This window comes from Sphingobacterium sp. NGMCC 1.201703, from assembly GCF_047784615.1.
GTDB lineage: Bacteria > Bacteroidota > Bacteroidia > Sphingobacteriales > Sphingobacteriaceae > Sphingobacterium.
On sequence record NZ_JBLOHD010000002.1, the window covers coordinates 130,537 to 143,284 of the forward strand.

General features: G+C 38.8%; 14 protein-coding genes. 5 read left to right on the forward strand and 9 right to left on the reverse strand.

Features of this window, described 5'->3' with window-relative positions; genetic code table 11:
* Nucleotides 1-65: 65 nt before the first annotated feature.
* The 5 genes from ACK8HY_RS05850 to ACK8HY_RS05870 all read right to left on the reverse strand — a co-directional run bounded on the left by ACK8HY_RS05850 (nucleotide 66) and on the right by ACK8HY_RS05870 (nucleotide 5,773).
* Nucleotides 66-551 carry a nitroreductase family protein gene (locus tag ACK8HY_RS05850; RefSeq protein WP_416133368.1) on the reverse strand — a complete coding sequence of 162 codons (486 nt, stop codon included), beginning with the start codon at nucleotides 549-551 and terminating at the stop codon, nucleotides 66-68.
* A gap of 67 nt (nucleotides 552-618) precedes the next feature.
* Nucleotides 619-3,288 (reverse strand): carboxypeptidase-like regulatory domain-containing protein, encoded by a 2,670-nt coding sequence (locus tag ACK8HY_RS05855; protein WP_416133045.1) that lies wholly within the window; start codon nucleotides 3,286-3,288, stop codon nucleotides 619-621.
* 3 nt (nucleotides 3,289-3,291) lie between these two features.
* Nucleotides 3,292-4,053 (reverse strand): GLPGLI family protein, encoded by a 762-nt coding sequence (locus ACK8HY_RS05860; protein WP_416133046.1) that lies wholly within the window; start codon nucleotides 4,051-4,053, stop codon nucleotides 3,292-3,294.
* An 88-nt stretch (nucleotides 4,054-4,141) separates the two neighbouring features.
* A complete protein-coding gene (locus tag ACK8HY_RS05865) occupies nucleotides 4,142-4,402 on the reverse strand; it encodes a hypothetical protein (protein WP_416133047.1) in 261 nt (86 codons plus the stop codon).
* A 738-nt stretch (nucleotides 4,403-5,140) separates the two neighbouring features.
* Nucleotides 5,141-5,773, reverse strand: a complete 633-nt coding sequence (locus ACK8HY_RS05870) for an NAD(P)H-dependent oxidoreductase (protein ID WP_416133048.1) — start codon at nucleotides 5,771-5,773, stop codon at nucleotides 5,141-5,143.
* A 140-nt stretch (nucleotides 5,774-5,913) separates the two neighbouring features.
* On the opposite strand from ACK8HY_RS05870, the gene ACK8HY_RS05875 reads away from it, so the two are divergent.
* A complete protein-coding gene (locus ACK8HY_RS05875; RefSeq protein ID WP_416133049.1) occupies nucleotides 5,914-6,114 on the forward strand; it encodes a winged helix-turn-helix transcriptional regulator in 201 nt (66 codons plus the stop codon).
* An 11-nt stretch (nucleotides 6,115-6,125) separates the two neighbouring features.
* Nucleotides 6,126-6,290: a winged helix-turn-helix transcriptional regulator gene (locus tag ACK8HY_RS05880; protein WP_416133050.1), complete on the forward strand. Its 165-nt coding sequence runs from the start codon at nucleotides 6,126-6,128 to the stop codon at nucleotides 6,288-6,290.
* A 94-nt stretch (nucleotides 6,291-6,384) separates the two neighbouring features.
* Here ACK8HY_RS05880 and ACK8HY_RS05885 read toward each other — a convergent pair whose 3' ends face one another.
* On the reverse strand, nucleotides 6,385-7,182 hold the full coding sequence (locus ACK8HY_RS05885; protein WP_416133051.1) for a hypothetical protein: 798 nt from the start codon (nucleotides 7,180-7,182) through the stop codon (nucleotides 6,385-6,387).
* 1 nt (nucleotide 7,183) lies between these two features.
* Nucleotides 7,184-7,588: a hypothetical protein gene (locus ACK8HY_RS05890; RefSeq protein WP_416133052.1), complete on the reverse strand. Its 405-nt coding sequence runs from the start codon at nucleotides 7,586-7,588 to the stop codon at nucleotides 7,184-7,186.
* 421 nt (nucleotides 7,589-8,009) lie between these two features.
* Here ACK8HY_RS05890 and ACK8HY_RS05895 point away from each other — a divergent pair, with 421 nt between their 5' ends.
* Complete coding sequence (locus tag ACK8HY_RS05895) at nucleotides 8,010-10,421, forward strand: TonB-dependent receptor domain-containing protein (RefSeq protein ID WP_416133053.1); 2,412 nt, start codon at nucleotides 8,010-8,012, stop codon at nucleotides 10,419-10,421.
* Between the two features lie 34 nt (nucleotides 10,422-10,455).
* Here ACK8HY_RS05895 and ACK8HY_RS05900 read toward each other — a convergent pair whose 3' ends face one another.
* Nucleotides 10,456-10,794, reverse strand: a complete 339-nt coding sequence (locus ACK8HY_RS05900; RefSeq protein ID WP_077432942.1) for a nuclear transport factor 2 family protein — start codon at nucleotides 10,792-10,794, stop codon at nucleotides 10,456-10,458.
* Between the two features lie 327 nt (nucleotides 10,795-11,121).
* Here ACK8HY_RS05900 and ACK8HY_RS05905 point away from each other — a divergent pair, with 327 nt between their 5' ends.
* Nucleotides 11,122-11,379 carry a hypothetical protein gene (locus ACK8HY_RS05905; RefSeq protein WP_416133054.1) on the forward strand — a complete coding sequence of 86 codons (258 nt, stop codon included), beginning with the start codon at nucleotides 11,122-11,124 and terminating at the stop codon, nucleotides 11,377-11,379.
* On the opposite strand, the gene ACK8HY_RS05910 is transcribed toward ACK8HY_RS05905, so the two are convergent.
* Nucleotides 11,296-11,505 carry a hypothetical protein gene (locus tag ACK8HY_RS05910; RefSeq protein WP_416133369.1) on the reverse strand — a complete coding sequence of 70 codons (210 nt, stop codon included), beginning with the start codon at nucleotides 11,503-11,505 and terminating at the stop codon, nucleotides 11,296-11,298. The two genes, ACK8HY_RS05905 and ACK8HY_RS05910, sit on opposite strands and share 84 nt — an antisense overlap.
* Nucleotides 11,506-11,880: 375 nt before the next feature.
* Between ACK8HY_RS05910 and ACK8HY_RS05915 the strand changes: the two genes are divergently transcribed.
* On the forward strand, nucleotides 11,881-12,720 hold the full coding sequence (locus tag ACK8HY_RS05915; RefSeq protein WP_416133055.1) for a DUF6597 domain-containing transcriptional factor: 840 nt from the start codon (nucleotides 11,881-11,883) through the stop codon (nucleotides 12,718-12,720).
* The last annotated feature ends 28 nt before the right edge of the window (nucleotides 12,721-12,748 follow it).

Here is a 12,748-nt window from a genome sequence, read left to right on the forward strand (position 1 = left end):
AAGTTCTAAAATAAAAAAGGAAGCCTTAAAGCTTCCTTTTTTATGAAATACCTTTTTTAAAATCATTATTTCAGTTCTACAAATAATTCTTCCTTTGGTCTTCGTACCCGGTCCATCTTACTCCACCAGTCATTTTCATGGTCCCTATACCCTATTGCCATCATCACTGTGCTTTTAAGGCCCTGTTCCTTTAAGTTCAGTAGCTCATCCAACGCTTCCTTGTCAAATCCTTCCCTAGGTGTTGCGTCAATCTTCAGGTCAGCAGCAGCAGGCAAGCCAAATCCCAACGCAATATAAGTTTGCATGGAAGCATTGTTAAAGTGCTGGTCTTTACTTTTATTATCGAGTAAACCTAAAAGGTTCAAACGATAATCATCTGTTGCACTGGAAGGCAGATTTCTAACCAGATTACTAAATTCAAAGAAAGCATCTACGCGTTCCTTAGACATTTGATCCCACGCTGCGAAGACAAGAATATGTGAGGCCTGAAGAATTTGTTGTTGCCCCCATGCAATAGGTGTTAATTTCTCCCTTAGTTCCCTGTTGGAAATAACAAAAAGTGCGGGATGCTTTTAATTAGGGATAAAAATTCATTAAAGCGATAGAGAGAATAAAGTATTATAGACTATAGGCTAACCCAATTAAAAAAATACGGGGCATCGTATAGATAATTTTTTCGGAGCTGATGTACTCCGTCAGTACTGCTGCTCTGTAGCTCGTATTTTTTAACACATTTAGCCCTTGAATATAAAAACTAATTGGAGATTTCCCCTTCTGATAACGCAATTCAAAATTTCCATTGATAGTAGTGGGATCAGAACCATTATCCCCAAGCCCAGTTTTTAAAAGACTCCAATCTGTTTTAAATACGATATTCTTCATCTGATACTTTCCGGTAATATTCCATTTATTGAGTATGACCTTTTGATTATCACTCAGGCTCTTCTGCCAGCTATCTGTTTTGGTCCAGACCACTTTTACATCAACGCACTTTGGTATAAACCATCTTAAGGACAGATCTGTCGAAACCGTATTCTGCCTTAGATAAATCTCGCTGTTATCAATACGCTGCGCCAACCTCATATGAATATAGGAAAGATATGCACCCGGTTCAAACCTACCGTATCTTATGCTAAACCCTCCTAAATTAGTAAAATTGAGATCAGGTCGATCGAACAATTGCACCATCTTCAACTGTTCATAGGAAGAGGTTAAAAGGCTGTTTCCTTTTATCTTATCCTTCAATGTCAGTGTACTGTTAAAATGGATTACCCGAAAGTCCGAAAGCCTGAAATTGTTATAGGTAAAATTAAGTTTATGGAATCTCTGTCCTTCCATCGAGATATTTCCACGGGACAAACTATTGTAACCTGTGATCCAATAAGAGGGATTAAGATCCATTGCTGTCGCAACAGTATAGTCTCTTCGGTAGTTAAGGCGAAATCCATCCAAAGTACTCTTCCCATATTTAAGATCCACCTCGGGTTGTAGAAGCCATTGCCCATGACGATCATCGTTTGCTGGAGTCTGATTGATTAGGTATAAGTAGTACTGCTTTAAGGAAAATAGTATTTTTAACTTATCGAAGTCCAACCGATAGCTCCCCCCCAAATAATTGCTGCTATTTCGATAATATTGATCATGGTTAAATAAGTCCAGATTACTAGTATCCTGTACGCCCGCTGATTGTCCTTTCTGTCGTAATAATTCATTTTGCGAATTCACTTCCAAATGAAGCTGTTGGTTTTGATTGATTACCCAATAGTATTTATAAGACCCATTTAAAAGATGCTTTTTCTGCTGCACAGGTCTAAGTATACTATAGTTCGACATAGAATCAATACGTACGAAACCACGCAGGAAAATACTGTCTGAGGAAAGGGAAAAATTATCTTTTTCAGAAGTGTACTGATGCTGAAAAGCAAAAGAACTATAACTTCGCAAAGAATGCTTCCAGCTGCCTTCCAGATATTGTTTTAACACAAAAGAATGTCCATTTTGGTGTTGTATATTATTATTGTCTACTCCAAATCTGTCAATAACATTGTTCGTATGTACCTGCTGCTGGGGCATCGTCCAGAATGTACCCAGGTTATAATCTACGCTAAAATATGGATCTGGCTTAAAATTGCTCGAAATATTGAATGACGCCTGTCTATTGACCTGCGAAGAACGCATACTGGTTTTTTCTGTATACCGAAGGTCGGGAAAAGAATAATGATTGGCGCCATCTACCATTGCATTTAATCTATTTTCGGCATATACGCCATAGAGATTTGCGCTCAATTTCTTCTTTAGTCCCTTTTGAAAACCGTTGAATGCGGCGAATTTATTGATATTCTTTATCACATTTCTATTGTCAAGATTATAACCCGTCAGCGCATCCCTAGAAACCGAATTTGAGAAATATTGTAACTCGGCACCCTGAACCCGGTCAATATCTTCCTTGGACACCGGTGAAGTACCGATATTGTTGATATCCCCAATAAAAGACATGGTTTTTTCCGGTGAGTAATAAAATAAGGCGGCGTGTTCCTTGTATGATTTTTCGTTACCCAATGAAGATTCAAGATCTCCAAAGATGAAATTCTTCTTATTCTCTTTCAGTTTGACGTTCATGGCAAGCTGATCATTTACCTGCACATTTTTCAACAGGTCGTTTTGGGAAAATCTACTGATCATCTCAACTTTGTCTACTGCATTTGCGGGAATATTCTCGATAGCGAGCTTACTTCCACCTCCAAAAAACCGTTCATTTTCAACTAAGGTTACATTGACCTGCTTTCCTTGAAAACGCACTTTCCCTTCTTCGATGGAAAAGCCAGGCATCTTTTCAATAAGATCCTGTAATTTTCGGTCGGTACTGTCCCTGAAATAATCGGCGGAAAAACGGATGGTGTCTTTGGCAATTTCAACGGCGCGGTATCGGTAGTCAACCTTTACTTCATCAAGTCTTTTGACTGATTTTAATAATTTGTATTTGATTTTCCGTTCTGCTGATTGACTATCTAAGGTATCAACAATTTTCTGATAGCCTAATCTGGAGATCGTGAGTTCAATTTTTCCTACTTTCAAAAATTCAAACTGAAAATGGCCCTGCTGATCACTTTTCTGAAATATGGGAGCAATTCCGGAGGAAGGAATATGCTTTATCACGATACTTGCGCTTTCCAATGGACTGTCACTTTCGTCAACAACAAGTCCTTTAAATAGCAAGCTCTGTTGTGCCAATAAACTGTTGGTCAGCAGGCATAAGAGAATAAATAATAGTTTAAATCTTAACGTCACAAGCTATTGATAGGGAATATTGAGTTCTTTGGCCAATTTATATAATCTTTCCCGCCATTGTTCTTTTGTCAGAATTTCTTTATCTGGCAATGGTGCAATTTCGGCCTTTGATGTTAAGCTAATATCAGTTAGTCCGTAGACAATCCCATCATATTGAAACTCAAAGATTAATCCCGGAAGATCACGTGCAAATACAGGGCCAAAGGGCACAGGAATTTCAGGACAAAACCAAGCAATAACAGGTGTTTTTCTAATCTTGTATTCGCCGCCTTCTCTATAGCTTATTACTTTATCTCCATTTGCTTTGTAACAGGTAAACTCACCTATTTTTTTCGTCTCGTCGCTGATTTTCCAGTCAAAATTATTACGTGTCTTCAATATAAGGCCTTTTTTGTCTGGTCCTTTCCTAAGATCTCTATCAAAACTATAAAAATACGATGCATCATGCCAGCTCGTATCTTTATAACCGATCAATGTTTCGGTTGTTTTAATATCTTCATTCGAAACTTTTTCAAGTTCCTTGGTTTTTACCCTATTAAACATTGAATTGGTAGTTGTAAATTCTAGCTTAAAACGCATCATAGCAGCCACCTTAGGAACAAAAGGGTATGCGTTTAACACCCAAAGGCCTTCAGGGCCATTATTAATACTATCAGTGCTCCTTAATACAGCATAATGAGCATAACCCGCAATTTCTTGTCCATTGGATTTACCCCTCATTATGAAGATAAATATAAAAAGAAGAAATATTTTATTTAGTTTCATTTTTAAAATTTTGAATATGGTTGGGTATTCCCAACCATATCTTACATTTAAATACCCAACATAGATAACATTTTTATACTATGATCTTCTATAATGAAGAATGGGTACCATTTAAACATTTTTCCATTTCCATTTCTAAGATACGGTCCAGAACATCAGACGGATAATGACCTTCCATCTGTTCACCCCGAATTGCAACTTCTACCAAGCATTGGATAGGTCCTTCTTGCTCAACCATCGCTTCTGATTGCACAATTGGAGCTTCTTCTGCAATAGTTGATGCTTTAACTTGGCTCGCCCCAAAGATAACACCACCTAGTAGCATCATCTTTAAAATACTTTTTTTCATAATTAATATTTATATATGTATATATCGAATATATTTATAAAAATGATGTCCGAACACAATTATTGTAAAATCTACACAAATGTGTAGTCAACAAACAGTCGTTTAGGTCAATAAAAAACACTCAGAATATTATTACTTGCATATAAATATTATTTTACCTCATTAAAAATAAACTAACAGTAAATTATATATAATTAACTTATTAAACAGATACCCGCCACAAAACATATAATCAGAAATATATTGGTTTTGAATGAGCTTCATATCGCTTCTCTTCACTATGCGAATATCCTGATCTGGGATGAATGGCATCTTTGCCATTTTTGTAATAGTAATCGTGGGAAAATGAACGTCTACTTCCACTATCCCTGACAGCGATAACAAATATATCCAGGAAATAAAACTTGCTGCTGAGGCCGGTGATTTCGTCAATTTACTGTTAATAGAAATTGATCATCTGGTAACGATCCCGGGATACTCGCAGGAGCAGGACAACGAGCGGCTGAAATGGCACCTTATAGCCTTAATGTATGATGAGGAATTCTATCACAATCATTTGCAGGAAATTTCCACTTCCAAAACTTACCGCGACCTACGGCTGTATCACAAAAACTCTTTTAGTTTTCTGTTACGAGCCCCTTCCAGTGGGGTCTGTTAAGATTTGCTTTTCTATAAGTTCTAAAATAAAAAAGGAAGCCTTAAAGCTTCCTTTTTTATGAAATACCTTTTTTAAAATCATTATTTCAGTTCTACAAATAATTCTTCCTTTGGTCTTCGTACCCGGTCCATCTTACTCCACCAGTCATTTTCATGGTCCCTATACCCTATTGCCATCATCACTGTGCTTTTAAGGCCCTGTTCCTTTAAGCTCAGTAGCTCATTCAAGGCTTCCTTGTCAAATCCTTCCATAGGTGTTGCGTCAATCTTCAGGTCAGCAGCAGCAAGCAAGCCAAATCCCAACGCAATATAAGTTTGCATGGAAGCATTGTTAAAGTGCTGGTCTTCACTTTTATTATCGAGTAAACTTAGAAGGTTCAAACGATAATCATCTGTTGCACTGGAAGGCAGACTTCTAACCAGATTACTAAATTCAAAGAAAGCATCTACGCGCTCCTTCGACATCTGATCCCACGCTGCGAAGACCAGAATATGTGAGGCCTGAAGAATTTGTTGTTGCCCCCATGCAATAGGTGTTAATTTCTCCCTTAGTTCCCTGTTGGAAATAACAAAAACTTTAAACGGCTGCAATCCTGAACTTGAGGGAGCTAAGCGGATAGCTTCCAGTATTTGCTGGAGCTTGTCGTCTTCAATGCTTTTCCCATTAAAGCTTTTTGTTGCTGACCTCCAGTTAAGTGCTTCTTTTAGTGACATAATTTTAAAATTTGATTGCAAAATTAAAAGATATCAGGGATCAAAAACATACCTGTTAACTTTTAGTAATCAGTTACCAAAAGGTAACCAAGGTGCTTATATGCTATAACTTTTTTACATTTGCAGTATAATAATTCCAGATGAAAAAAGAAAAGATCGAATTAGATGAATCCTGCCTGATTCACCTTCGAGGGGTGCGGGATGCAATGTCATTATTAAATGGCAAATGGAAAGCTATTATCATCAGCCATCTGTATTACACGGGGAAAATGCGCTTCATGGATCTAAAACGGCAAGTTGATGGCGTGGCGTGGCTTCTAAAACATTATCCAAAGAATTGAAGGATCTGGAAATGAATCAACTTATTAAACGGACCCAAAACAATACGATGCCCGTTACTGTGGATTATGAAATTACAGAATTTGGCCAAAGCCTTCAGCATATCATTGATGCCATTGGAGATTGGGGAACAAAATACAGGGATCACATCGTAAGCGGTAATAAAATTTCACCTTAGGCAAAGCTGTACTAATCATCAGGTAGCAAATACTTGATAGTAGATCATCAGCTTGTTGCCGGATTTTGAACCGTTAAAATCAGAAGTCGCTGCTTTATTTATCCAATTCGCTGATCGCCCGTTTTACATATTCATCCGCTAGGTCCGCCCCGGTAATCCGATCATCCCAAGACAAATAACCATTTTTATCTTTAGCAAAACAACCGACCACCGTATTTTTGACTTTAAAGGTCTTATAGTCTACATGATCTAAAATACCTCGGCGATTTTCGTAGATATACCTTTTATCTTTCGCGTAGCAATCACCAAGTGCTACAAAAGTTGCATGATCAGCTTCTTCAAAAGTAGAAAAACTTCCACCATAGGCCATTGCATAATAGCGATAAATATGTTTTTTATCTTTATAGAATGCACTGTTCAGCTTTTGAAATGTACTGGTATCAATGATTGCATTCAATGGTTCCTCGGTATTAAAGCCCATTCTTGTAAGATAACTATCAACAAAAGTAACACCTTCATTTCCAATAGCGATCTTTTCCTTCAATCCTATATCTCCATTTTTATTAATCCATAGATCATTTTTCAAAAACCTCCATTTTAAGCTCTTATTGGTGCTATCAATAGCTTGTGCAAGCATTTTATCCCGCTGTATCGCCATCTCATAAGGGCACCGAATATACTTTATTCCAGCAAAGCACAATAACCCACCAAGTTTCTTAAGTTCCTTTTCTTGAATAATATTTGTATCTATCTGATAGATTCCCATGCGGTATCGATAGAGATTATCCTCACCGCAGCTGTTGGAATAAGGTATGGGCTTCAAGAATGAAATAAGGCAAAAAATACAAGCCAATAGGATCACCAGCGCAAATATAATTTTCAATAATTTCATACTAGGGCGTCTTTTGTAAAGAGTGGGGCATCTGGCGTATCAATACTACCAAAACAATCAATATCAATTGAAATACAATGATCAAAAGCGCGAATAGTTGTGCTTGAAAAGCCTGCTCCGAAATCTGCCTTTCATTGATACGTTTCAGGTCTATCTGATTTTTGATTATTTGTTTTTCGCAGGAATCAATATCACTCCGTTGATCTACCTGCCACTTTTGCTCACTTGCAAACTGATCATTCTTATTGGACGGAATGTCCAAAGAGCTCGTCAGACCAAGGATGAGCCATCCACAGATTATAATGGTCATCACAGCCAGCACAATAACAATGCTTTTCTTTATCATAAAACCGTACCTCCCATGATTTCGATCTATACTACTATTGATTTCATTGTCCATAATCATTCCCCACTGCTATAAGCCATGCTACTTTGAGCATACGCACACTGTTTCATTCCCTAATGCTTTTGCTCGTATAACTCATCAATATCTTCGGACATTGATACCCGCTTAAAAGTCATTATTTTCTTTCCAATACGGGCTTAGATAAGCTTAATCACAGATAAAGCAAGTTGACTCAAAGATATAAAGTTATTTTTGGTTGTCGTTAGACGAATCTTAAGTTAATCCCAACGAATCATAATTCTCTGCTACGAAGACGCTATCCGGCTATTTCCACATGTATCCAATTAATATGCAACATATGGTCAGCTCCTGCGACATAGACCTAACAGTGCAAACATACGCGATGGATATAAAACTAAAAATGCAAACTCAACGGAACCCCTGCACGATCATGCTTAGCCATTCGACAAAGAGATCAATTTTGATCACTTTCATAAACCTATTGTTGTGTTTATCGGCAACCGGACTCTTTGCCCAACAGGCTCCGAAAAATGAATTTACATTATCAGGGAAAATAGCGGGCACAGAAATTTCCAGTCTGGAAATCCACTTATTCAATACGGAGAGCCGACTCGTCAAGACCGAATTCCTCAATCAGCAGGGTGAATTCCATTTTGACGAAGTTCCCCAAGGAGCCTATTATATCAAAGTGCGTCGCGGGCAAGCAGATCTCTACAATTCCGAGGTGATCCTGGTAACGCAGCAGGATATCTCCTTGCCAGAAATTCGGATCAACGAACAACGGCTGGAAACCGTCGTGATCAACAGGTCACGCCCCTATATTGAACGACATGATGGCAAACTGATCTTAAATGTGGAAAGTAGCCTTCAAAATACGGGCGGATCAGCGTTGGAAGTACTCGAAAAAGCGCCCGGTGTTACCGTAGACGGGAATAACAACATTATTCTGCGGGGAAAAAGCAATATTCTTGTCCAGATTGATGGAAAAAACTCAGCACTTACCGGTGAGGAGCTCGCCAATTACCTGCGCGGGCTCCCCGCCTCTGCCATCGATAAAATTGAACTCATCACCAATCCCTCTGCAAAATACGATGCTGCCGGAACCGCCATTATCAATATAAAACTGAAAAAAGGAACAAATAAAGGCACCAATGGCAGTTTCTCAACCGCAGTAGGTGCCGCGAGATACCTAAAAAATAACAACAGTTTTAATATCAATCATCGCAACGATAAGCTCAACGTCTTTGCGAACTATGATTTTGCTTACCGCAAGACATATAATGAGCTTATGCTCGATCGAAGATTTTATAAGGACGATCATTTGGAGAAAACTTTCATTCAGGATAACTTCTTTAAGTTCAGCTCCCGCAACCACAACGGTAAAATTGGCTTCGATTACAACCTGACGGACAAAAACCTGGTCGGTGCCGCTGTCAGCTTCGCAAGTAATGTGTTTAAACCGCTTGGAGATAGCAAGACAACGCTGATGGGCCCTGACCAGCAGGCGATCAACCATACCGCTACACTAAGTGAGACGGTCAATACCACAAAAAACATCTCCGCAAACCTCAACCATAAATACCTTATGGATACCCTTGGTTCTGAACTGAGCACCGATTTCGACTTTATTCGCTATACCAGCGCCTCAAATCAAAGTTTTGATACCAGAACCAGCGACAATAACGGTGGCCCTATCGGTATACCCTATATCTTAAAGGGCAAGACTGACGGTGATTTGAATATCTTTGCATTAAAGAGCGACTGGATCAAGATCCTTCCTAGAAGCCTTAAACTGGAGATCGGCTTTAAAACGAGTTATGTTAAGTCAGATAACGATATTAAGTTCTATGACCATAGTACATCACCGGCAGTACCTGACAGCAATAAGTCCAACCATTATATCTACCAGGAGTACATCCATGCCGCTTATGGAAATGTTTCAAAAAAATGGGATAAGCTGAAAACTGTACTCGGCTTGCGTATAGAAAACACCAATGTTACCGGAACACAGCTAACCACCGACCAAATTAATAAGCGGAAGTACACGCAGCTATTTCCGAGTGTCGTTTTTTCCTATGATTTCACCGCTGATCATAATCTCGAAGTTAACCTCAGCCGTCGTATCAACCGCCCCAATTACCAACAGCTCAATCCTTTTAAATATTATATCAATGCGACGACATACCGCGTTGGCAATCCTGATCTAAATGCGCAGACATCACAAAACTACGAGTTGACCTATAGTTTCAAAGGTAAATACATAGCCACCTTGAGTTATAGCAAAATAAGTGACAACATCACCACTGTCATCAAGCCCATTCTCGAAAATGGAGAAAATATCACCGTTCAGACCGAAGAAAACCTGAAATCAGCCGCCTATTATTCGCTTAATCTGATCCTGCCGCTCAAGCCAACCAATTGGTGGGATATAAACAACAACGCCAACTTCTATTATGGTTCCTATACAGGCAATGTTTCGGGAACGCAGATTAACAATATCGGTAATTTTACCCTCGATATCAATAGCATCCATACCCTTAAATTGGGTAAAAATTTCGTCGCTGAACTGGCAGCCAGTTATAAAGCAACAGAGGTTTATGCCTTTGTCCGTATCTCCCCTTACTGGAATCTCAATATCGGGTTGCAGAAGAAATTTAAGGAAAAGAACAGCCTGAAACTTGCCCTTACCGATGCCTTCAACAGCAATAATAGAAAGGGGTTGACTGCCTACAATAATTACGAGGAAAGTTTCAAGAGCAGAAGAGAACCCCGCATCCTGACCTTATCTTATAGCTATAATTTTGGATCCAGCAAATCCGGACAGTCACGTAAAACCGGCGCTGCCGAAGATCTCAGACAGAGGGCCGAGTAGCTACTAATAAAGCCCAGAACGACAGCCCCCTGGGCTATGGTTTATCGGCTATCAATGGCCGTGGATCAAAGACTACCTTTATCTTCAGGATCAGTTCGTTTTCCACCTGATACCAGCCTGCACTAAATATTTCCTTCCCGCCCATATTGATATGATAGAAGATGGCGACGTGATTGCCGTTTGTCATCACCTCTTTAATATTATATTTTAACTTCATCTTCTTCATATCTGCAATATAATGGTCTGCAGTATGTCTGCTTCCCAGTACCCCTTCAAAGACCATGTCCTTATCCAGTAATTCATATGCAGCCGTAAAATCTTCTTTGTTCAGACTTTCCAGAAAACTGAGCACAATGTATTTTGCTGATTTCATCTTTTTGCGTTCTAATGGTTATTTATACGATTTCCTAATTTGATTGCTGTCCCGGTGAATGCTTAACAGCAATTCAGCACATCCAAATCTACTTTAGTTAAAAGAACAACAAAATGGCCTAAGCGTTTGATCGTTTTTGATTTTTTCGCTTTCATTCATTTCTACCCCTAAATTTTCATCAAGAACAAATCTATTTTGCAAACCTATCCCTATAAATATATCACAATCGGCTTCCAAAAAGAACTTGACAGGGTCAAAAATTTATTTAAATTTGTACCGAACAGAACAATTATATAACCTTTTTAATACATCCTAACCCATTAAGACATGCCAGCAAATAAAGCATTATCCGATTTAACCATCGACGAGTTAAACAAAAAGAAAAAAAAATCTACAGCAGTTATGCTATCTTTTGGCATCGTAATGTGCGTAGCCATAGTACTGTTGGTTTATCTAGCATTTAAAACCAAAAAATATGCGCTTTCGGGTATTCCAGCTTCATTATTTTGCCTTTTTATACCCATCTATGTGAATTACGCACAGATCAACCAGGAAATTAAATCCCGCCAATCCAAGAAGGAATAAAACAACTAAAAGCGATTCACCCCCGTCGTTTAATTTCCAGAGCACCTCTACCAGACTTTTACCTAGTAATTTCAGTATATATTCTACTAGCGGGGGCAGCTCTTTAAAGACTTCCTTGCGAAGTATTCCGTCATTAGGCGCTTTGCTTCAGAAGCTATACGGTCCAGAGATGTATGGTGTGCACATATTGATGCGTTGAAACAAAATCCCGCCATTGCATTACCCGTATTAGAAGCCTTAAAGTGTGACCTATCCCGGTATGTACAAAACAGCGTGGCTAACTGGCTGGATGACACCGCCAAAACCTGTCCGCTATTTGTTAAAGAATTATTTACCAGATGGGAAACAGAAAGTAAAAGTAAAGAAACCATATACATCGTAAAGCGAGCGGTCAGAAACCTCAATTGAGACGACAGATAACGCGAAATATCAAATCATTTTTAATTTTTCATACAAGAGGAAATACGTACATTTGGTATACATCAACTCAAGGATTAGGCCATGCAGATACTCCCGCCAAAAGAATTATTGCCTTACATCAAGCACTACCTCTTTTTGGAAAGCGCTGCTGATCCGCAAAAAACGCTACGCTTATTCTCGGACGGCAATACAGGAATGGTATTTCTTTTGAATGAAGGCCAATTATCCATCAACCGAAGCGATCATCTTCCCCACTCATTTTTGTATGGTCAGATCAGTCATTTTAAAGATCTCTGTCTGATCGAACGCATTTCCTTTATTATTGTTGTATTTCAACCCGATGGTATCTACAAATTGCTGGGTATACCGGCACATGAGCTAAAAGATCAAATCATTGGCTTAAAGGATATCTTTGGACAGTCAGCAGACCGGCTTTACGATCAGCTTATGTGCTGCAAGCATCCAACAGCCAAATTAAATGCATTAAACACCTTCTTTTATACACTCGACACTCGACACAAATCGCTAGGTCAGACCTCCTTTTCTAACGTATTAAAATATATTACCGACCACAAAGGGCTCCTCTCTGTGGAAGAATTACTCAAACTTAGTGGTCATAATGAGCGGCAGATGGAACGGATATTTGCCGAACAGGTCGGTATGAGTCCAAAAAAATTCGGAAGCATTGTCCAACTCCATTTCTTTTTGAAGCTACTTCGCAATAAACCTGATGGTACAACACTGACGACGATCTCCTACGAAAGCGGGTATTTTGATCAATCTCATCTCATCAGAACATTTAAAAAATATACTGGTTTTACGCCATCCATATATTTGAACAATACATGCAGACTGGCAATCAATTTTATGGAGTTCCAAGCCTTGCCTGATCGCTTGTCGGATTTGTACAATTTATCTTAACAACTTACGAGTAGATTTGTCTATAGAT

Coding starts and splice junctions, on each gene's coding strand:
- ACK8HY_RS05860 (WP_416133046.1), bottom strand. CDS start 4,053: ATGAAACTAAATAAAATATTTCTTCTTTTTATATTTATCTTCATAATG.
- ACK8HY_RS05865 (WP_416133047.1), bottom strand. CDS start 4,402: ATGAAAAAAAGTATTTTAAAGATGATGCTACTAGGTGGTGTTATCTTT.
- ACK8HY_RS05870 (WP_416133048.1), bottom strand. CDS start 5,773: ATGTCACTAAAAGAAGCACTTAACTGGAGGTCAGCAACAAAAAGCTTT.
- ACK8HY_RS05875 (WP_416133049.1), top strand. CDS start 5,914: ATGAAAAAAGAAAAGATCGAATTAGATGAATCCTGCCTGATTCACCTT.
- ACK8HY_RS05880 (WP_416133050.1), top strand. CDS start 6,126: ATGAATCAACTTATTAAACGGACCCAAAACAATACGATGCCCGTTACT.
- ACK8HY_RS05885 (WP_416133051.1), bottom strand. CDS start 7,182: ATGAAATTATTGAAAATTATATTTGCGCTGGTGATCCTATTGGCTTGT.
- ACK8HY_RS05890 (WP_416133052.1), bottom strand. CDS start 7,588: ATGATTATGGACAATGAAATCAATAGTAGTATAGATCGAAATCATGGG.
- ACK8HY_RS05900 (WP_077432942.1), bottom strand. CDS start 10,794: ATGAAATCAGCAAAATACATTGTGCTCAGTTTTCTGGAAAGTCTGAAC.
- ACK8HY_RS05905 (WP_416133054.1), top strand. CDS start 11,122: ATGCCAGCAAATAAAGCATTATCCGATTTAACCATCGACGAGTTAAAC.
- ACK8HY_RS05915 (WP_416133055.1), top strand. CDS start 11,881: ATGCAGATACTCCCGCCAAAAGAATTATTGCCTTACATCAAGCACTAC.